The sequence below is a fragment of the Shewanella sp. AC91-MNA-CIBAN-0169 genome (genome assembly GCF_040310165.1).
Lineage (GTDB): Bacteria > Pseudomonadota > Gammaproteobacteria > Enterobacterales > Shewanellaceae > Shewanella.
In genome coordinates this window covers 65,641-86,439 of sequence record NZ_JBEOPM010000004.1, presented here as the reverse complement: position 1 = coordinate 86,439, position 20,799 = coordinate 65,641, and the positions used below count along the sequence as shown (strand labels likewise).

The 20,799-nt window shown below is 43.5% G+C and carries 19 protein-coding genes; 8 read left to right on the top strand and 11 right to left on the bottom strand.

Features of this window, described 5'->3' with window-relative positions:
* The first annotated feature begins 249 nt into the window (after positions 1-249).
* The gene (locus AAEY98_RS05695; protein ID WP_351015525.1) at positions 250-804 is read left to right on the top strand and encodes a lysophospholipid acyltransferase family protein; all 555 of its coding nucleotides are present in this window, start codon (positions 250-252) and stop codon (positions 802-804) included.
* A 98-nt stretch (positions 805-902) separates the two neighbouring features.
* On the opposite strand, the gene AAEY98_RS05690 is transcribed toward AAEY98_RS05695, so the two are convergent.
* The 5 genes from AAEY98_RS05690 to hutC form a co-directional block, all read right to left on the bottom strand.
* Positions 903-2,327 carry an alpha/beta fold hydrolase gene (locus AAEY98_RS05690; RefSeq protein WP_162024172.1) on the bottom strand — a complete coding sequence of 475 codons (1,425 nt, stop codon included), beginning with the start codon at positions 2,325-2,327 and terminating at the stop codon, positions 903-905.
* 81 nt (positions 2,328-2,408) lie between these two features.
* The gene (locus AAEY98_RS05685) at positions 2,409-3,677 is read right to left on the bottom strand and encodes a mechanosensitive ion channel family protein (RefSeq protein ID WP_101088621.1); all 1,269 of its coding nucleotides are present in this window, start codon (positions 3,675-3,677) and stop codon (positions 2,409-2,411) included.
* Between the two features lie 345 nt (positions 3,678-4,022).
* Complete coding sequence (hutH, locus tag AAEY98_RS05680; RefSeq protein WP_351015522.1) at positions 4,023-5,561, bottom strand: histidine ammonia-lyase; 1,539 nt, start codon at positions 5,559-5,561, stop codon at positions 4,023-4,025.
* A gap of 3 nt (positions 5,562-5,564) precedes the next feature.
* Positions 5,565-7,235, bottom strand: coding sequence for a urocanate hydratase (gene hutU, locus AAEY98_RS05675; protein WP_351015519.1), 1,671 nt, complete (start codon positions 7,233-7,235; stop codon positions 5,565-5,567).
* Positions 7,236-7,330: 95 nt separating this feature from the next.
* A complete protein-coding gene (gene hutC, locus AAEY98_RS05670) occupies positions 7,331-8,038 on the bottom strand; it encodes a histidine utilization transcriptional repressor HutC (protein WP_350998346.1) in 708 nt (235 codons plus the stop codon).
* 133 nt (positions 8,039-8,171) lie between these two features.
* On the opposite strand from hutC, the gene hutI reads away from it, so the two are divergent.
* From hutI to AAEY98_RS05655, 3 genes are all read left to right on the top strand, one after another.
* Positions 8,172-9,404, top strand: coding sequence for an imidazolonepropionase (gene hutI / locus AAEY98_RS05665; RefSeq protein WP_351015516.1), 1,233 nt, complete (start codon positions 8,172-8,174; stop codon positions 9,402-9,404).
* Positions 9,405-9,731: 327 nt separating this feature from the next.
* On the top strand, positions 9,732-10,508 hold the full coding sequence (locus tag AAEY98_RS05660; RefSeq protein ID WP_409085826.1) for a haloacid dehalogenase type II: 777 nt from the start codon (positions 9,732-9,734) through the stop codon (positions 10,506-10,508).
* Positions 10,509-10,689: 181 nt separating this feature from the next.
* Positions 10,690-12,351 (top strand): amidohydrolase, encoded by a 1,662-nt coding sequence (locus tag AAEY98_RS05655; protein WP_351015513.1) that lies wholly within the window; start codon positions 10,690-10,692, stop codon positions 12,349-12,351.
* Between the two features lie 121 nt (positions 12,352-12,472).
* Here the strand turns inward: AAEY98_RS05655 and AAEY98_RS05650 are convergent, their stop codons facing one another.
* The 3 genes from AAEY98_RS05650 to AAEY98_RS05640 form a co-directional block, all read right to left on the bottom strand.
* Positions 12,473-12,856 carry a hypothetical protein gene (locus tag AAEY98_RS05650; RefSeq protein ID WP_162024179.1) on the bottom strand — a complete coding sequence of 128 codons (384 nt, stop codon included), beginning with the start codon at positions 12,854-12,856 and terminating at the stop codon, positions 12,473-12,475.
* A gap of 137 nt (positions 12,857-12,993) precedes the next feature.
* A complete protein-coding gene (locus AAEY98_RS05645) occupies positions 12,994-13,278 on the bottom strand; it encodes a hypothetical protein (protein ID WP_243638288.1) in 285 nt (94 codons plus the stop codon).
* A 593-nt stretch (positions 13,279-13,871) separates the two neighbouring features.
* Positions 13,872-14,111: an HP1242/YdcH family protein gene (locus tag AAEY98_RS05640; protein ID WP_101088629.1), complete on the bottom strand. Its 240-nt coding sequence runs from the start codon at positions 14,109-14,111 to the stop codon at positions 13,872-13,874.
* A gap of 181 nt (positions 14,112-14,292) precedes the next feature.
* Between AAEY98_RS05640 and AAEY98_RS05635 the strand changes: the two genes are divergently transcribed.
* Positions 14,293-16,164 (top strand): DUF885 domain-containing protein, encoded by a 1,872-nt coding sequence (locus AAEY98_RS05635; protein WP_351015509.1) that lies wholly within the window; start codon positions 14,293-14,295, stop codon positions 16,162-16,164.
* A gap of 151 nt (positions 16,165-16,315) precedes the next feature.
* Here AAEY98_RS05635 and AAEY98_RS05630 read toward each other — a convergent pair whose 3' ends face one another.
* Entirely contained in the window at positions 16,316-17,512 is a 1,197-nt protein-coding gene (locus AAEY98_RS05630; protein WP_351015506.1) for an alpha/beta hydrolase-fold protein, read from the bottom strand.
* Positions 17,513-17,724: 212 nt separating this feature from the next.
* On the opposite strand from AAEY98_RS05630, the gene mtnC reads away from it, so the two are divergent.
* Complete coding sequence (mtnC, locus tag AAEY98_RS05625; RefSeq protein WP_335691704.1) at positions 17,725-18,405, top strand: acireductone synthase; 681 nt, start codon at positions 17,725-17,727, stop codon at positions 18,403-18,405.
* 65 nt (positions 18,406-18,470) lie between these two features.
* On the opposite strand, the gene AAEY98_RS05620 is transcribed toward mtnC, so the two are convergent.
* The gene (locus AAEY98_RS05620; protein WP_351009095.1) at positions 18,471-19,496 is read right to left on the bottom strand and encodes a hypothetical protein; all 1,026 of its coding nucleotides are present in this window, start codon (positions 19,494-19,496) and stop codon (positions 18,471-18,473) included.
* Positions 19,497-19,634: 138 nt separating this feature from the next.
* Here AAEY98_RS05620 and AAEY98_RS05615 point away from each other — a divergent pair, with 138 nt between their 5' ends.
* Positions 19,635-20,057 carry an acyl-CoA thioesterase gene (locus AAEY98_RS05615; protein WP_011639375.1) on the top strand — a complete coding sequence of 141 codons (423 nt, stop codon included), beginning with the start codon at positions 19,635-19,637 and terminating at the stop codon, positions 20,055-20,057.
* Between the two features lie 66 nt (positions 20,058-20,123).
* The gene (locus AAEY98_RS05610; RefSeq protein WP_351015501.1) at positions 20,124-20,381 is read left to right on the top strand and encodes a GNAT family N-acetyltransferase; all 258 of its coding nucleotides are present in this window, start codon (positions 20,124-20,126) and stop codon (positions 20,379-20,381) included.
* A gap of 20 nt (positions 20,382-20,401) precedes the next feature.
* Here AAEY98_RS05610 and AAEY98_RS05605 read toward each other — a convergent pair whose 3' ends face one another.
* Positions 20,402-20,788 carry an acyl-CoA thioesterase gene (locus tag AAEY98_RS05605; protein WP_392343375.1) on the bottom strand — a complete coding sequence of 129 codons (387 nt, stop codon included), beginning with the start codon at positions 20,786-20,788 and terminating at the stop codon, positions 20,402-20,404.
* Between the last annotated feature and the right edge of the window lie 11 nt (positions 20,789-20,799).

The following is a 20,799-nucleotide window of genomic DNA, read 5'->3' as shown; positions in this document are numbered from 1 at the left end:
GAAATAACGCGTCAATAGCTAGCCAATGGCAAGTTTGCAGCAACTTAACTAATCACATTTATCTCATGCCTTAGCACAATTGAGGTTAAGCATGAAATTAGTACGATTGCAGGCTATGCTGATAACACATCAGCTAAAGTACGCATCAGCAGATGCCAGCAACAAATTAACGTCAATTAACCACACCAGTTTGGCTGACAAATTGAAATAACAAGAAGCTTAATAAAGCTCAATGATTGGGGTCACACTATGCTCAGTTCACTTTGCTTAGGATTACTCAAAATACTGGGTTGGGAATTTGATGGCCAACTCGATAATACTAAGCCATGCGTCATTATTGTTGGCCCGCATACCAGTAATTGGGATTTCATCATTGGCATTATCGCCCGCAGCGCCTTAGGCACCAAAATTCATTTTTTAGGCAAGCATCAGCTGTTTATTCCGCCCTGGGGATGGCTATTTCGCGCCATGGGCGGTAGCCCTGTCGATAGACGTAAATACAATAATTTAGTTGATGGCGTGGTGCTGTTATTCCAACAAGATCCACTTTATAAACTGGCATTAGCACCTGAAGGCACACGTAGCCCTGTAACTCGTTGGAAAAGTGGTTTTTACCATATCGCAGCCAAAGCGGATGTTGATATAGTGCCAATCGGATTAGATTTTGGCCGCAAAGCGGTTGTGATTGCCAAACCGTTAAGACCGACGGGAGATATTGAACGCGAAATAAATCAGTTAATGGATTTTTACCGTTCTATCAAAGGCTATCATCCAAAAATGGTTCCTGATTATCAGCAGAAATAGTACTGCAATAATTAACGTTCAATTAGCTTATATTGATTAATCAGAAGTGCGACAGTGTTGGATATACAAGAAGTGTCTTACACAGCATTCAGCGGTTTTTATAACACGCTTTCTAAACTCTCAGCGGCTAGCACATAGCTGCCGCCTAAACGTATAACGTGCGTTGGCGTATGGATCCGCACTAAAGATAGCACTAGCCGAGTCGACTCTTGCGAGATGAACACCGGAGACTCACCCCAAAAGGTTACCCCAGCTAAATCAAACCGACTGCGAGTACTGTTAATCTCACCCAAAAAGTGAGTGTCTGTGGCACTAATAGTACTGCGGGCGATCTTCATCTTTTTCTGCTGCATACCTATGCGACTAGACTTGATGGTTACAATCGAGTCACTCATCGTGAGCTGGTTTACATCAACATTGTCAATGAACACCAATTTGCAGTCTTCAATAATGAGCTGATCATAATGCCCAGAAAAATATTGTTGGCTTTCTTGATAGCATTTGCCAATACGCTTACTGCTATTTTCTGAATGTTGCTCACGAGCCAAAACATTAGCATTAGAAGGAAAAATAGAAGTCGATGCTAGACCCGTTAATAACATTTGATTAAAGATGTGTGGATGCGATTTCATCGGTACATGCCCTGCACCAGCAATAACCTGCAGTTGTGCTGTGGGTAATACATGTAGCAGTGCTTGAGCGGTCCGTAGTGGCGCAACTTGATCATCTGCGCCCCAAATTAACTGCGTCGCGGGCATCTGTTGGTAATTAAGCACTGAGAAGTTTTGTTCCATTAATGCTAATGCCGCATTAGTATTGGTTTGTTCGCCAATGGTCATATTACGAATAGACTCATTGTGACTTAACCATTTCGTTGGATCCAACCCGGTTCCAGTTTTCTCTAGTATCTTATCGGCAAAGTTATCAACCCGGGCTAACACTCGGCGTAAGCCTTGTGGTAATTCGCTACTAGCCATACCTCGTTTAGAAATCTGTTTTAAGTAGGCAGTCCGGTCCAAAATGCCGGCGGCATCGACCAGTACGAGTTGCTCAATTTTGCTGGGGTACTGACTAGCATAGTATAAGCTAATCGCTGCCCCCATCGAGTGTCCCACAAGATGTACCTGAGCATTGGGATGGCGATAATGGCTAATAACCCAATCGATCACCTTGGCATATTCTTTAGGTGAATAGGTAAATACCGCACCTTGCGATAGACCAAAACCAGGTAAATCGATAGCAACTACATGATACTGCTTTGCTAACGCGGGAATCACCGTTAACCAGTCTTTAGAAGCCAGCTCACCTAAGCCGTGAATAAGAACAACGGTGTCACGGTGCTCAAGCCCTGCTTGTAGCACAAACAGCGGGGTTTGATGGCTCGGTACTATCACTCGTTCAAATTGATAGTTTGTTGGGTAATCAGCTAGCTCTGCGGTTGTTAATGGCTCGGCTGTCAGTGGTTTTACAGCGCCTATTGAGCGAACTTGCCTATTGATATCATTAAACCAATTAGCTTGCACGGGCATCGCCCACCACAGCAACAGCAATGATATTAATACCAGGAATTTAACCACTGCAAATATCGCTTATCTGGCGGCTTATCAATGCTGTTCGGTACATTGCTTTATGCTGCGAATGTCAGTACCTGTTGGGCTTTGAAACGCACGTAAACCAAACTCAGGTAACACGGCAAAAATGTGATCAAAAATGTCTGCCTGAATCGCTTCATAATAGGTCCAACGAATGTCATTGGTAAAAATATATAATTCTATCGGCAAGCCCTCAGTGGTTGGAGCAAGCTGCCTTACCATCAATGTCATGTCTTTATGTACTTTGTCATGACGACGTAAATACTCTTGTAAGTATGCTCTAAATGTTCCGATATTGGTTAAATGACGGCCATTCACCTTCATCTCAATATCACTTATGTTGGCATTAGCAACACTGATTTCACTGAATACTTGCGGTAAATACTCTTTCAAATAATTGACTTTGCCTAAGCGAATACGTTCTTCATCGGTCAAAAACTGAATGCTATTGACGTCGATATTGATTGAGCGCTTAATTCGTCGACCGCCCGACTCGGACATGCCGCGCCAGTTCTTAAATGCATCAGACACTAATGCATAGGCTGGGATCATGGTAATGGTATTGTCCCAGTTTCGTACTTTCACTGTGGTTAAGGTTACATCTTCAACGGCGCCGTCTGCAGCGTATTTATCCATTTGGATCCAATCGCCTTTACTCACCATGCGGTTAGCAGCAAGTTGAATCCCAGCAACGAAGCCCAAAATGGTGTCTCGGAACACCAACATAACCAAACCGGTAGCCACACCTAAACCACTAAAGAAATAAATAGGCGACTGGTCGGCTAAAATAGCAAAGACAACAATTAACCCAATAAAAAATAGGAATAACTTAGTCAGCTGCACAAAACTTTTTACCGGTAAACGGCGATTAACATGATTAATATCAGCAATTTCATCAATCGCATTCAACCCGCTATACACAGCTCGAATCATAAAAAACACTAACAACGCGCTAAGGAAACGGTCAATAAAAGCGCTAATCAATTCATGCTCGGTGAGCACAATAGGGATCAATAAATCGAGGATTAAAATAGGGATCAAAATAGCGAGACGTTCAAACACATTAAAGCGCATGAAAATATCGTCCCAAGTCACCGAGGATCGGCGGATCACTGCATTCACACCGTGAACGACAAATCGATGGGTAATGTAATAACTTAAACCTGCCACAACCACACAAGCCAAAATTAATATCGATGTCGCGACACCATCCGATGGTTGGCTATTAATACCCAAACGGGTTAACCAAGCCGCAATTTCAATCCGCACTTCTGTATTCACAAACAAATCCTTAGCCACGTTTGCCCTTTACTCAATCAAAAGACGTAAATTAAACCGCATAAATGCAAGCAAACATTCACAGGCTTATCAGTGTGCTCATTATGCATGGTGTTGATGTATAACGTTACCGAAACATCGACTCTATCGGTCAAGATGATAAATTTAATGCAAGTTACTATTTTCACGATTATGTTAACAGTTGCAATGAATGTGAGTATACCCAAACAAGATTAAACAAAAATTAGCTTTGACGCGTGGGCAATAAAAGATAATAAAAAAGGACCTTGCGGTCCTTTATCAAATTACTCTAAACATATCCTGTTCATGACATGTAGTTTCGCTCAATTAAAAACTCGGTAACATGCCCTGCGGTAGCAATCGGTTAAAACTGGCGCCATACAACAAGTCGACCGAGTTCTCGATATCAGGTGAAAAGTAACGGTCTTTATCATAAAACGTCACTATTTCACGCAGTTCAGCTTTGGCCAGCGCCACAGCTGCGCTTGGTTGCAACGGCTTTCTAAAATCTAACCCTTGCGCAGCAGCTAACAACTCAATCGCCAACACGCCACGGGTATTTTCACTCATGTAGCGTAAACGTCGTGCAGCAAATGTCGCCATCGACACATGATCTTCTTGGTTTGCCGATGTCGGTAAACTGTCTACCGAGGCCGGATGCGCATAGGTTTTGTTTTCCGATGCGAGTGCAGCTGCAGTGACCTGGGCAATCATAAAGCCAGAATTCACCCCACCGTTATCCACCAAAAATGGTGGTAACTTAGACAAGCTAGAATCAATCAACAACGCCATTCTGCGCTCCGAAATAGAGCCCATTTCAGCAATCGCAATCGCGAGGTTATCAGCCGCCATCGCAACGGGTTCGGCATGGAAGTTACCGCCCGAAATAATATCGCCCGTATCTTGGAACACCAATGGATTATCAGTAACACCGTTTGCCTCAGCGCCAAGCACTTCTGCTGCTTGACGGATTTGGGTTAAGCACGCACCTAAAACCTGTGGCTGACAGCGCAGTGAGTATGGATCTTGTACTTTTTCACAATTAGTGTGACTTAAGCTAATTTCAGACTCACTTGTTAATATATGACGGAAAATAGCTGCCGAATCGATTTGACCTTTTTGCCCGCGCGCAGCATGAATGCGTGCATCAAATGGACTACGGCTGCCCATAGCGGCTTCAACACTCATGGCGCCAATAATTGAACTGGCGGCAAACAAATCTTCTGCATTAAACAAGCCTTCAAGCGCCAGCGCTGTTGAGGCCTGGGTACCATTCAGTAACGCTAAGCCTTCTTTGGCCGCTAATTCAATAGGTGCAAGCCCGGCAATCTCAAGCCCTTCCGCTGCTGAGATAATCAGCCCTTGATAGCTCATTTCACCTTCACCTAACAAAGGTAAACACATGTGAGCTAATGGCGCTAAGTCACCCGATGCCCCGACTGATCCTTTTTCTGGCACACACGGATACACACCAGCATTCACTAGCTGGATGAGAAACTCGATAACCTCTAAACGAATACCTGAAAAACCGCGGCTTAATGAGTTAATTTTTAACACTATCATTAAGCGCACGGTAGCATCTTGCATGTATTTTCCTATGCCAGCGGCGTGGGACAATACAATAGAGCGTTGCAATAATTGCAGATCTTCTGGAACAATTTTAGTGTTGGCTAACAAGCCAAAGCCAGTATTGATACCGTAAACAGTACGGCCTTCACGTAATACTTGTTGGACGATTTCAGCACTTTGATTAATGTCTTTAATCGCTTCTTTCGCAAGGGTAAGCTTGACACTATTACGGCTGATCGCACGAGTCTGCGCCAGTGTTAACGTACCTGGAATAAGTTCAAATGAATAAGTCGACATGGATTAAGCTCCTAACATTGGCAGGTCTAAGCCTTGCTCTTTGGCACATTTTTTTGCAATGTCATAGCCAGCATCTGCATGACGCATTACCCCAGTAGCAGGGTCGTTCCACAATACTCGGCCTAAACGTACCGCAGCCTCATCGGTTCCGTCGGCCACTATCACCACCCCAGAATGTTGACTAAAGCCCATACCAACGCCGCCACCATGGTGTAATGACACCCAAGTTGCACCACTAGCTGTATTGAGTAAGGCATTCATTAATGGCCAATCTGACACCGCATCAGAGCCGTCTAACATGGCTTCTGTTTCGCGATTTGGACTGGCAACTGAGCCTGAATCTAAGTGATCTCGGCCAATAACAATCGGTGCCGCTAACTCACCGTTTTTGACCATTTCATTAAAGGCTAACGCTAAGCGGGCACGATCTTTAAGCCCTACCCAGCAAATACGTGCAGGTAAGCCTTGAAACGCAATACGCTCACGCGCCATGTCGAGCCAATTGTGTAACTGCGGATTATCTGGAATCAGCTCTTTGACTTTGGCATCTGTTTTGTAAATATCTTCCGGATCGCCAGACAAGGCTACCCAACGGAATGGTCCAATGCCTTCACAAAATAACGGCCGCACGTATGCTGGTACAAACCCAGGGAAGTCGAACGCATTCGTGACGCCTTCTTCAAACGCCATTTGGCGAATATTGTTACCATAATCTGTGGTTGCTGCACCGGCTGCCTGTAATGCCAACATTGCTCTAACTTGCACTGCCATTGACTGCTTCGCCGCTTTAACGACTGCCGCTTCGTTAGTTTTACGCATTTGAGCGGCGTATTCTAAAGTCCAGCCTTGAGGTAAATAACCGTTTAATGGGTCGTGCGCGGAGGTTTGGTCTGTCACCACATCAGGCACAATGCCGCGGGTCACTAGCTCTGTAAACACATCGGCGGCATTCGCTAATAAACCGACCGAAACCGGCTTGCCGCTTTGGTTTGCTTCATAAATCATCGCTAATGCTTGATCTAATGAAGTGGCTTTTTTGTCGACGTAACCAGTGCGCATGCGAAAATCGATACGGGTTTCATCTACTTCACAGGTTAATACCGAATAACCCGCCATAGTACCAGCCAGTGGTTGTGCACCACCCATGCCACCTAAACCGCCAGTTAAAATCCACTTACCCGCTGACGAGCCATTAAAGTGCTGTTTAGCCATGGCGACAAACGTTTCGTAAGTGCCTTGAACAATGCCTTGCGAACCAATATAAATCCACGAACCCGCAGTCATTTGGCCATACATGGCCAAACCTTTCTTATCCAGTTCGTTAAAGTGTTCCCAATTCGCCCAATGTGGCACTAGGTTTGAATTAGCAATAATGACCCGTGGCGCATTGCTATGAGTGGTAAACACCCCAACAGGTTTACCAGACTGCACTAATAAGGTTTGATCGTCTTCAAGACGTTTAAGCACCTCAATAATTTTGTCGTAACTTTGCCAATCGCGCGCGGCGCGGCCAATGCCGCCGTACACCACTAAATCTTCAGGGCGTTCGGCAACATCAGGGTGTAAGTTGTTCATTAACATGCGCATCGCAGCTTCGGTTTGCCAACTTTTACACTGTAATTGGGTACCGTGCGGGGCAATAATGCGACGGCTTGGGTCGTGTCGTTTATCCATATGTTCCTCTTCAACCGAGTTTATTCAGTTTGGTTTTTTATTGCTCTTGTTGTGTATTTTTAATGTCTTACGGTTTTCATTTTCGATACCACCTTTTAACGCGCAAAGGTTAAATGGCCGCCTAGTTTGAATTTGCTGCCCGGATGAACTAAACGAGCAAAACTGACCACTCCTTGGCGTGACCAGGTACGACGTAAAATTTGTAAACAGGGTTCAGTCGCTGCTATCGCCAAACGTTGTTGTAACAGCTCGTTAGCCATAATGGCTTCAACGGTATGTTTAGCCTCTGTCAGTGGCGCTACGGCCGATAAATATTCATGGGGAGTATGTGAGCTAAAATCTTGTTGTAGGTAATCAGGCACCAGCAGTGGGTTCACATAACGCTCTTCAACTTGTAATGGTAAGCCTTGTTCGCAATGCACCAACACCGAATAAAATACAGGGCTGCCCAATTCCAGCCCCAATGCATTAGCCACTGTTGTGCTGGCCTCAATTTGTCTCAATTCAAGCTGGTTAACACTGTAGCCATGGCCACGGTCTTTTATCTCGTCGGCAATATTGCGAATAGCCAACAATGACGATTGCGACTTTAATCCGGCCACAAACGTACCTACCCCTTGAGTACGTTCTAACACGCCAGATTCAACCAGCTCAGTTAACGCCCGCCTTGCTGTCATACGGCTACAGGCAAACAATTCAGTTAACTGATTTTCAGATGGGACACGATCGTTCTCTTGCCATTCGCCCGTTTCAATACGGCTCAAAATGAATTGTTTTATTTGGGCAAACTTTGCTTGGGCCATATCAGCAGCTCTCGGTTTTTTAGACAATAATGTCATTGCTGTTTAAAAACACATCATTCATCCTACCTTGTATATACAAGTTAAAACAAGTATTGTTTAGCAATCAATAATTAATGCATTTTTAGGGGTTTTTATGTCGTGGGATCAAGTGTGGATTGATGTAAACGTGGCCACCATGGATACCAATATCCAAGGGGCTTACGGCGTAATACCTCAAGCGGCTATTGCAATAAAAGATGGCAAAATTGCTTGGGTTGGCCCGCGCAGTGAACTACCTGAATTTGATGTACTGGCAACCCCAGTTTACAGAGGCAAAGGCGGCTGGATAACACCAGGGCTTATCGATGCACACACCCACTTAGTCTTTGCCGGTAATCGCGCCAATGAGTTTGAACAACGCTTACAAGGTGCGAGTTACCAAGATATCGCTCGGGCTGGCGGCGGTATTATCTCAACCGTTAACGCCTGTCGTGAAGCTGATGAAGCTGAGTTATTTGAACTGGGTCGACAACGCTTAAACGCCCTAGCCAGAGAAGGCGTCACCACGGTTGAAATTAAATCTGGTTACGGCTTGAACACCGAAACAGAACTTAAATTATTGCGCGTTGCTCGTGAGCTAGGCGAACATCATCACATTGATGTAAGCACCACCTTCTTGGGCGCCCATGCTGTTCCGCCAGAATATAAAGACAATGCAGATGCCTATATTGACCTCGTCATTAATGACATGCTCCCCGCGGTAATCGCCGAAAACCTTGCTGATGCCGTCGATGTATTTTGTGAAAATATCGCCTTTAATCTTGAGCAAACTGAGCGAGTATTAACTGCGGCTAAACAGGCAGGTCTGCAGATTAAACTGCATGCTGAGCAATTAACCAATATGGGCGGCAGCGCCTTAGCAGCCAAGCTTGGGGCTAAATCGGTCGATCATATTGAGTTTCTAGATGAAGCAGGTATTAAAGCCATAAGCGAAAGTGGTACCTGTGCAACCTTGTTACCCGGCGCATTTTATTTTTTACGCGAAACCCAATTACCGCCAATCGACTTACTGCGTCAATACAAGGTGCCAATGGTTATTGCCAGCGATTTTAATCCGGGGTCATCGCCTATTTGCTCCACTTTATTGATGCTCAATATGGCTTGCACCTTATTCAAGCTCACCCCAGAAGAAGCCTTACAAGGTGTAACCATTAATGCTGCAAAAGCACTTGGTATCGACAATAATGTCGGCAGTATTACCGTAGGTAAACAAGCTGATTTTTGTTTGTGGGATATCACCACTCCAGCACAATTAGCTTATGCTTACGGAGTGAACCTGTGTAAAACCGTTGTCAAAAATGGTCAGGTAGTTGCGCTACCCAATTAAACAGTTAAACCGTTAAACAATTGGGCTCAACTTATATCCGTCAAATAGCCCTCAACTTCAGTTCAAACTCACTACTAATAGCAGTACCACTGGCGATAATGTCTATCTCCAGTAGCGCTGCTATGTACGTCACCTCAAATCCCGAGTTCAGATTTATTAAACTATTGGGCAATAAAACCGTGATTTTAAGGTCAGTTTCATTTAGGCTGACTATATTAATGAACAATCGTTCAACTTGTTATAGTCAGTATCACAGACAACAATAGTGAGATGAATACTCGATAAGTTCTTTTTAACCAACATCACATTGCCAGAGGTTTTATGAAAATCCGTGTTTTAATATCGCTTGCGACAGCTTTTTTTATGCTTAATACCAGTAGCGCTTTTGCTAAAGATCTAGCAGATACTGCGGTGCAAGCACCATTAGTTAAGCCTAAAGTGATTATTTTTGATGTGAATGAAACCTTGTTAGATCTTGAAAATATGCGCGCCTCTGTGGGTAAAGCGCTTAATGGCCGTGAAGATTTACTGCCATTATGGTTCTCAACCATGCTGCATCATTCTTTAGTAGTTTCAGCTACAGGTGATTACCAAACGTTTGGTAGCATTGGCGTTGCGTCACTGCAAATGGTCGCCGAAATCAACGGCATTGCCATTACACCAGAACAAGCTAAAACCGCCATTTTAACGCCACTTCGTTCATTACCCGCTCACCCAGATGTTGCGGAAGGTTTAGCTAAATTGAAGGCCCAAGGCTACAAACTAGTCACCTTAACCAATTCATCATTGGAAGGCGTAACCTTACAGCTTAAAAATGCTAATTTAAGCCAGTATTTTGATGCCAACTTAAGCATAGAGTCTGTTGGAGTATTTAAGCCGCATTTAAAAACGTACCAATGGGCCATTAAAGATTTAGGTGTTAATGCAAATGAAGCGTTAATGGTTGCCGCGCACGGCTGGGATATTGCCGGTGCAGATAAAGCAGGCTTACAAACCGCCTTTATTCGTCGCCAAGGTAAAGTGTTGTTCCCACTAGCAGCACAACCAGACTACAACGTACTGGATGTAAACGAATTAGCCAGCACCCTAGCTAAGTTCAACTAGCCTTAACGATTATCGCCCAGTATTAGCTGGGCGATAAATTTACACAGCAATGAGTATTTCCTTCTATATAGCCCCATCAATCTCCCCCCCCCTTAAGACGACTTGCACTGCCCCTTGCCATTAACCATTAATTAACATTTAATGAATGCTGATTAATCGTCGTCATAAAAAGGGAAAACAGATGAGAAAGGAATATTTAGCGCTATCAGTGGCATTATGTTTGGCTAGTTTAAGCGCAAACACCATGGCACAAACCACACTGATGCATCATGTTAATGGCTACACGCTCGTCGACGGAAAACTGCAAACCTTCAATGCTATCCAATTTACTGACGACAAAATTGATCGACTATTTACCTTAAATCAAGCCTTACCGAGTGCAATTGATATCACCTCAGTTGATGGCAAAGGTAAAACCTTATTACCTGGATTAATCGACGCCCACGGTCATGTGCTAGGGTATGGTTTGAGTTTATTAACCGCAGACTTGACCAATACCAGTAGCGAACAACAAGCCGTTGAACGCGCGCAAGCATTTAGTAAAAACAACCCGACTGATGGATGGTTAATGGGCCGAGGTTGGAACCAAGAGTTATGGGACAGCAAACAATTCCCGACTAAAGAAAGCCTAGATAAGGCCTTTAAAGCTAATCCGGTATCATTTGGCCGAGTTGACGGTCATGCCATTTGGGTTAACAGCAAAGCGTTAGCACTCGCGGGAATTTCGTCAACCACAGTGGCACCAGAAGGCGGTGAAATTGTTAAAGACGAGCAAGGTAATCCTACTGGTGTATTAATCGATAATGCGATGAACTTAGTGTTTAACATCGTCCCCGATCTCAATCAGCAGCAATTACAATCAACCTTAACCCTAGCGATGGATAGCCTAGCGTCATACGGGCTAACCAGTGTGCACGATGCCGGCATCAACATCGACAACATCAAGGCATACCAACAATTAGCAGCGAACAATGCCATGAGCGTGCGGGTTAATGGCATGCTATCGGTTGAAGACCCTCGCTTTACCACCATCTTAAAGCAAGGCCATATCACCACTGCTAATGACATGTTTAAAGTCGACAGCGTTAAAATATCAGCCGATGGCGCGCTTGGCAGCCGCGGCGCAGCGTTAATCAAAGAATATTCAGATCAACCCGGCCATAAAGGCTTAATGCTGTATTCAGACGATCAACTCGGCAAACTGATTTTACAGTCGATGAAAGCAGGTTTTCAGGTTAATACTCACGCCATTGGCGACAACGCCAATCAAGTGGTGCTCGATAAATACCAAACTACCATTGCAGCAACCGACTCAAAAGCATTACGCCATCGCATTGAACATGCACAAATTCTCGATTTAGCCGACATACCGCGCTTTGCCCAACTTGGGGTTATCGCATCGATTCAAGCAACCCACGCCACCAGCGACAAAAATATGGCCGAAAACCGTTTAGGTAAAGCCCGCTTGGCCGGTGCTTATGCGTGGCGCAAGCTGTTAAACGCTAATGCCGTCATCGCCAATGGTTCAGACTTCCCTATTGAATCGCCCAACCCATTTTTTGGATTGCATGCATCCGTAACCCGCCAAGACCATGTTAACCAACCACTAGACGGCTGGCTCGCCACTGAAAAACTATCACGTATCGAAGCACTCAAAAGCTTCACCATCGACGCCGCCTACGCAGGCCATCAAGAGCAGCTTTTAGGCTCATTAGAACCCGGTAAAAAAGCAGACTTTATCCTAGTCGAAGATGACTATTTTACAATCGACCCACAACAGATCTGGCAAAACAAAGTCATCGCCACCTGGGTCAACGGCCGCAAGGTATTTGCACAAGAGTAAACTGCGTTGAGTAGGGTTTATTGATAAGTAAGATAAGTAAGATAAGTAGAATTGGTCTAACGCGTTTTAAGGGGAAACGCGTTAAGGCTAATACCTAAAGACTGGCGGGAGCTCATATTTGTTAGGTATTTTGTAACTCAGGCATAATTTCCATTAATTTAGAGAACCAATTTTTTACTAACTGATTGGTTTTATAAATAGGAGTAAAACCTGAACCTGTTGGTGTTAGATAAATAGTATTTTCAACTGAATCAACTATATAACTAATCTTAATACAGTTTAACTTAAAAGGTTTTGCAACCCGAGAATAGTGAGATATTTCAATATTTTTTATTGAGCTACGAGTAATGGAATAATTATTTTTTTTACCGAGGTATTCTAAACCATCATTTGTAAGTGAAAGCTGACCTTTGTCGGTGTATAGATAAATATACTTTCCATAAAATGTACTTTGATGTTCTAGCGTAGATACATAACAAAATTGGTTCTGAAATTCTGATTCCACGAAATATTCCTTTATTAGTGAAATACCAACACCTCATTAAGAGAAAAATAATATGTTGGCTAAAATAAGCGACGTAGGAGCAAAATCCAACTGTTATTTGTCCTGATTCATCAAATTGTTAACAGTAATTTGCTAGATTATGATTCTTCAATACACTTAAAACGAATTTCGGTTTTAGGGAAATTACCAAATATAAATGGCGGTTTTGCATCGATAGTTTCTAGAACTTTAACCATTTTTTTTGACTTTTGACACTGTGCATACGCTTCTGTCATAGCCTCTGCTTTTAGCGTACCCATACCAGTAAAACCTGTAGCAGCTTGACGAGAAACCATATAAGTTTCACCGCCCATTGGAATGATGCCTGAGTTTTGAGCGCAACCAGCTAAAACAAGAACTAGAGGTATAATGGCATACTTCACGAGATGTAGATTCCTTTTACTGTTAACAACTTATTGAACTGCTAGCCAAATAAAGTCGGACATTTAAGTTATTGATTAATCTACATCCTACATTTGCTATCTATTTAGTGTAAAGCAATTAAATCTATTCATGTTGCCTTTACATATAGACTACTAAGACTACAAACAAAAAGAATATGTGAGCAGACTAAAACCACCAGGATTCAATAACATTGAGGACGTTGAAGAAAATAGCGTGAGTCCAGACATGGATGTCTGGCTAGCTTTCGAGGTACAGGATGTACCACCGAAAGCGTTAGCATTTTCGAATAAGGCCGAAGAACACCAAAACGAAGTCAAAAGCTGGATTCAACCACGTCGCGAAATTATCGCTTTTCAGATAATTTTGATGTGGCGGCTGGGAGTTCCAAGAGGGAACAGCCGTTGGTTTCCTCTTGGTCTGGTGTGGGCGAAGCGCCACGACCTTAGTGGCCGCAGGCCATAAATCAAAGATAATAAAAACAAATAAGAATTACTGAGATAACAGCAAGAAATTGACCATGTCATCACAACCTAAATGCTGACATAGCCAAAACAAACGCGGAATAAACGAATTAAGCTTGGGTAAACAACTGATACAACTTATCTTTTAATACCAAACGGTCAAGCTTTGCTTGCTCAATAAAGTCATCACTTGTTGGAGTATTGCGTAACTCCAGCTTACGAATTTCAGTATCTAATTTATGATACAGCTTCGCATCTTCAGCAAACTCAGTATCATTGGCGGTTAACAATGAAATCTTGTCTTGATACTCAGGGAAATCAACTAATAACGCATGGCTTTCACCTAACATACTTCTCTCCTTTTCATGTCAATGTCTAATAATGTTAGACCATATTTACACCTTATCGTCAAACTTACTCTCATGTTTTCCAATAACAAGCATATAAAAACTGCAACAGCTTAACCGCTATAACTGTTAGGATATGCTTATATTCGTACTTGAATACCGCTATTAACTTAATGAGTAATCAATGAAAAAACTTCTCAATGTCTTAATCATCAGTCTGCTCGTCAGCGCATGTTCAGATCCAGCAACACCTGAAAATAATTCCAACTCTATCACCGCAACAGCGGGAAAGTCTGCTACTAAGCTCAGTCTTAAGCAGCAAGTAGAGTCGATCACTAAAGACTATTTTGTACTCAGACCTGAAATTGCCACTTATTATGGCGTGAGCGACGCAAGCATCAATGCCAAAGTGATGTCTAAACTCACCGACTACAGCCCATCGGGTGAAACCCATCGTCGCAAAGGGCTTAAGGCAATACTGAGTCAACTCAACGATATTGATGCAACAAGCTTAACTCCCTCAGAAACAATCAGCTTAAACGCGATAAAGTCTGAAGTGAAAGGCGCTTTATTACCTGCTCAAACAGTGAATTATGGCACGGTATTAGGCGAGTATGGCGTGTGGTTTTTACCCTATGCCGTAAACCATTTATCGGGTTTGCAAATTGAATTCCCCGGTTACATGGAAGACAAATTTTCCGTTACCAATACCGATGAAGCGAACGCTTATTTAAACCGTTTAAGCATATACCCTGCAGCGATGGGGACGCTTATCGATAAGCTTAACCATGATGCCGACATAGGCGTCATTCCACCAGACTTTGTCATTGATAACACACTGCGTGGGTTACAGGCCCAAATCAGCGGCCCAGCCAACAGCCATCCTTTAGTGACCAGCTTCAACGCTAAACTTAACGCAGCCAAAGTGGCCGATAGCGATACATTGGTAAAGTCTGCTACGGAACTGGTCGAGACTAAATACTATGCCGCCACCCGCCAACTGATCAACGCCTTAGAAGCCGTGCGCCCAAAAGCAACTCATGAAGCTGGCATTGGGCGTTTACCTCAAGGGGCGAAGTTATATCAAACGCTGATCCAGCATTTAGGCAATTCGACCAAAACTGCTGATGAAATTCATCAACTCGGTTTAGCTGAAGTCGCCCGGATTACTGCCGAGATGGACGGGCTACTCAAAGAAGTCGGTTATGTTGATGGCACCGTCGGCGAGCGCATGCAGGTGTTACTCAACGACCCACAATATCTTTACCCTAATACCCCAGAAGGCAAGCAACAGCTAATGGCCGATATTGATGCCGACTTAGCCTTGGTTGATGCAAAATTACCACAGTGGTTTGGTCGCTTGCCTAATCAAGATGTGGCTATTGAAGCGGTACCAGACAGCCGTGCGGCTTCTACTAGCGGCGCATTTTATGATGCCCCTTCGCAAGATGGTTCGCGTAAAGGCACCTTCTGGATCAGCTTGTATGACACTGCATCACTGCCATCTTATTCATTACAGACCTTGACCTACCACGAGACCAATCCTGGTCATCATTTACAAACCATTATTGGCTTATCTGATGAATTACCGCTGCTAAGCACAGTGTTTTATTCCAATGCCGCTGGCGAAGGTTGGGCTTTATATGCCGAACGTTTAGCGGCCGAAATGGGCATTTATGCTAATGACCCTATCGACAACATTGGCCGTTTGCAGTCAGAGTTACATCGTGCAGTTCGCCTGGTGGTTGATACAGGCATGCACGCCAAAGGCTGGAGCCGTGAACAAGCCATTGACTACGCGGTGGCAACTGAAGGGATTCATTTATCAGAAGCCACCGGCGAAATTGAGCGCTATACCGTTTGGCCAGGCCAAGCACTCGGCTATAAGTTAGGTGAGCTGAAAATTATCGAACTACGTACCAAAGCCAAGCAAGTCTTAGGTGATAAGTTTGATATTAAAGTGTTCCACGATCGCTTATTAGAAAATGGCGCATTGCCATTAGATTTAATGGAGCAAAAAATTAATCAGTGGTTAGCCAGCGAAACGGCTGCGTAATCAACCTCAGCTCGAAATAATAAGCTTCCGCTCAGAATAATATTGTTTGAGCAGGTTACACAATAAAGCCACAGGGCGAATACTCGTGCTGTGGCTTTATTGTTATTTATCGTTTTGCAGCTTGGTTTAACTTAGATCAGTTTTATTTAGCTTAGTTTTGAAACTCTGCTAATTTTTTAGTGTATTTGTTTTGATAGAACGGATGGTCGGTACTTGCTAACGCTTGTTGTTCCGCTTCGATAGCCTGAGTCATTTTACCTGTAGCGGCATAAACGCTGGCTAACTCATGGTAGGCCGAATGTGCTTTAGGGTAGGCTTTCAGCGTATCTTGATAAACCCCAATCGCTTGCTGTGGTGCTGCTTGAACTAAACTATTACCTAAAGCTAACAGCGAATCAATTGCTGGCACATCAAAGCCATAAACCTCATCAGACAGTCGCTTATAATAGGCTAGAATCGCTTTAGTCCCTTGTTGCGATACTTCTGAATCCGCCGCTAGAACAGTGTGAACATCGTTAAATATCTTCTCGATACCTAATGCCGTCGCCAAGATAGGCTGAGTCATATAATAGCTGCCGTCAAAATGCTTTATTTGATAGTTCAATCTACCATTGGCATTGGTTTGAATAATATCTTCAAGCCTAGCAAACGAATCCAGCTGCCTTTGTTCAAAGTCGCTATCACTGGTGCTAACAAATAGAAATCTTGGTTTGCCGTCCATTTTTTTGAGATTTTTAGGCGCATCATTGAGCACATAAGCAAAGTCTGTTGATAACACTGGGCTGGCAGCAATATAGGCATTAAATAAGCTAGGGCGATTAATTAAGCTGTATAGCACTAAACCTGCATTGCCAGTGAAGCCGTTAAAAATACGAAAGCCATTGGTGCGATAGCGTTTATCAATTGCAGGCAGTAAATCTTGCTCAAAAAAGTCCAATAGCGCTTGATCGCCCTGCTGCTCTATCGCACGCTGTTTTAATTTTCCCAAGCCTTGATGGCCATCGGGTGCTGTAACAATAATGGTTTCTAACCACGGCCAGCCGCCATTATGGCTCATCCAGTCATGCATACCCGCTAAATACAAATGGCTACGAGGATGTAAGTCAAATAACACCACGTAGCGCTTATCGGTTTGCTTGGTATAACTGTTTGGTAAGGTCACCAAAAAGTCGGCTTGCTCGCTAAATAAAGCAGACTTCACACTCAAGGTTTCGGTCGTTGGCGGCAACATTTCAGTAGCGAACACCACACTAGCATGAAAAAAGCTCAGTAATAATGCGCATATAGACAGGCTTTTAGCCCATAAGCTCGGCCATTTGAAATAACGTTTTTTCCCTATTGTAAGCATGGTACCTTCCTGGTGAAACGTGACAGTTAAGTTAACCCGAAGCTACCAGACCACATCACACAAGGCAATTTAGCAATATCTAAACTTAGCTCACATCTTGCATTCAAAGTCATCTAACGAGGATGCAATATCACGAATAGCACTAGCCTTAATCGCCAATAAAGCTTAGGATCATCATTACGTTAATTTATTGTTTTGGAGTAACAAATCTTATGAGTATTAGAGCTATTATCGTTGATACCGCCGGTACCACTACCGATCTTAACTTTATTCAGGATGTGTTATTTCCTTACTCAAGAAAAGCGATGGCTGAATTTCTTGAGCAAAACCAACATAACGTTGTGGTTGATTACTGTATCAGCGATGTTAAAGATATTGCCTTAGAACCAGATGCGACACTCGAACGAGTCACTGAGATTTTACAGCAATGGATCGATGAAGACCGTAAACTAACACCACTTAAAACCCTACAAGGATTAATCTGGAAACAAGGTTATAACCGCGTAGAGTTTACTGGCCACATTTACCCTGACTTTATCGATAGCATTGAGCGCATTAAAGAAAAAGGCATTCGTATTTACAGCTTCTCTTCTGGTTCTGTCGAAGCGCAAAAGCTGTTATTTAGCCACACCGAAGCAGGTGACTTAACCGGTTCGTTCAATGGTCACTTTGATACCCGCACGGGCAATAAGTTAGACAAACAAGCCTACTGCAATATTTGCAACACCATTAGCTTGAAGCCAAAGCAGATTTTATTTGTATCAGACGTAGCAGAAGAGCTCAAAGCTGCTGAAGCCGCCGGCATGACAACTTGCCAAATGATCCGCTTTGCTGACCAACGCCAAGCTACGTGCAAAAAAATAAGCAGCTTTAGTGAGTTAGTGTTCGATTAATACTGACTGATTAGGCATAAAAAAACGACCGTCTAGGTCGTTTTTTTATGCCTGCAAAGTGCCTGTTAACTGGGGAATGCAGGTGAAATACATTTTTTCACTTCAAAATGATAACCATATTCCGCATTGATATCGGGGGTTATCTCAAGGATCTCATAATCATTAAGCTCGACCACATGCGACAACGGTAGTTTTTGACAGCGGGATTTGGCATTCGCCTCCAACTGAAACGCAAACAACGCAATCGCTTTACGCACACTGGTAAAATACTGGCTACGTAAATGACTGTAAGGCTGCTTGGCGATTTCATCAATGGCGTCCAGTTCTTGCTCGCGTTCAACTTGTTTCGCTGTTTTGGGTTCAGACTTGGGTGGTTCTTTCTTAGCAGGGTCTGTTTTGACAATGATCGACAAGCCATCATCAGCAAGTATTTCCGCTTCGGTTTCGGCTTCAACTAATTGCACCACTTGTGGATCATCCAACGCTTTTTCAACCTGACCATAAAGGTCCATCAGCATGGCGAGGTGATACAACACCACTGCCGCAAGAATCACTCGCACCCAAAAAGTTGTACGATGAAAATGCACATGATTAATCAAGCGAAAGTTGGTCACACCAAAGGGACGGAGTATAAAAGACACACCGAACATTAGCGGAAAAATAAGCTGTAGTAATAACAGCACAATACAGCTCATCACCACACTCCATGCCGGAATGTAGAGCAAAATGGCGAAGTTATGGGTGTAATTAAAGCTACTGGCTGCTACGCCAACCACATCGTTAACCACTGAACTTGAGCTAGCCAGGGCAAAATTGGCCACTATCGCATAAAACAGTAACAACACCGCTTTGCCAGCCAAGCTGTGCCACATACGTTCAAATAAATTCCAGAACTCAATCGACATCGCTATCACGCTGATAATGGCCACCCACGCCACCGAGTCTGTGGCAAACAGTAAGACTATCGCCACCAAATACAATTTCTGCGGCAAACTCAGTTTGGTTTGTAATTCAGTAAATCGGCTACTAAACACCGTCCAACATGACGATATCCATAAATTTGATGTTGTTAAAAAAGTCTCTTTTCGCAAGGTGAAAATCCTTATAAGTTCACTGGATATACTCACTGTAATAGCCACTGTCCCTTGTTGTTCATCGTCCAGACTGTTAAATTAACAGATAGAATTTAAACAAGCGTTTAATTTATTAATTCATAACAGAGAACCGCCATGAATGACTTTTTAGCTCAACATTCTATCAGCACAGACATTCAAGTAGCATGGGGTGAAATGGATGCACTACAACATGTTAATAATTCGGTGTATTTTAAGTATTTTGAAACCGCTCGTCTCGATTTCTTTAACCAAATTAACCTACTCGACGATCTAAAAACAACGGGTGTCGGCCCAGTACTAAGTGAAACCAATGCCCGCTTTAAGCGCCCAGTAACCTTCCCTGACTCAATTGTTGTAGGGGTAAAGATCAGCGATATCAATGAAGATCGCTTTGTGATGCATTACACCGTGTTCAGTAAAGCACAGCAAGCAGTGACGACTATCGGCTGGGCAAAAGTGGTGATGTTTAACTTTAAAACCGGCAAAAAAGCCAAACTCACACCAGAATTACTCAGCGCCTTGTTGGAACATGAGTAACAGCATCAGCCATAACATCAATAGCCACATCAACAAGCGGCATTACAAGTAATAGGACAACACACGATGGGCAATCAAAACGCAGTAACCGTGCAACACCAAGCTAGCCAACATCGTTTTGTGGTTATCACTCAAGGTGTTGAGGCAGTACTTGAATATCACTTAGAGGGTCAAAATATTGATTTTAGTCGCACCTTTGTACCACCCGCTTTACGCGGCCAAGGGATTGCCGAAAAATTGGTTCATACAGGACTGGCTTGGGCGAAAGCAGAAAAACTTAACATCAGCGCCAGTTGCAGTTACGTAGCCAAGTTTTTACGTTAATCGCTTCTTTTGTGTTAGTCCTAAGCTGTGCCAGTTAATGCAGCCAATTGCTGACGTACAAAATCTGCAAGTGGCTCGCTTTTTTCAGTTTGGTAATTGTAATGCACCATAGTGGTGGTCGCTTCAGCGGTTTTTTTACCGTGCTGCCAACAGCTTTGTAATATATCAAAGCTGCTATTGCCTAAACGACTAATGTGCGTTTTAACGATAACTTCTTCGCCATAATACGTTGGTGCAGTAAAGGCGATAGTAAAACCAGCAATGATCATGTTCCACTTGGTTAAATCTTGCCCTGGATTTACGATTTCAAAAATTGGCTCACGAGCCGCTTCAAACCACACTGGGATAACCGTGTTATTAATGTGTCCTAACGCATCGGTTTCACAAAAGCGCGGTTTGAGGGTCATGCTAAATTGAG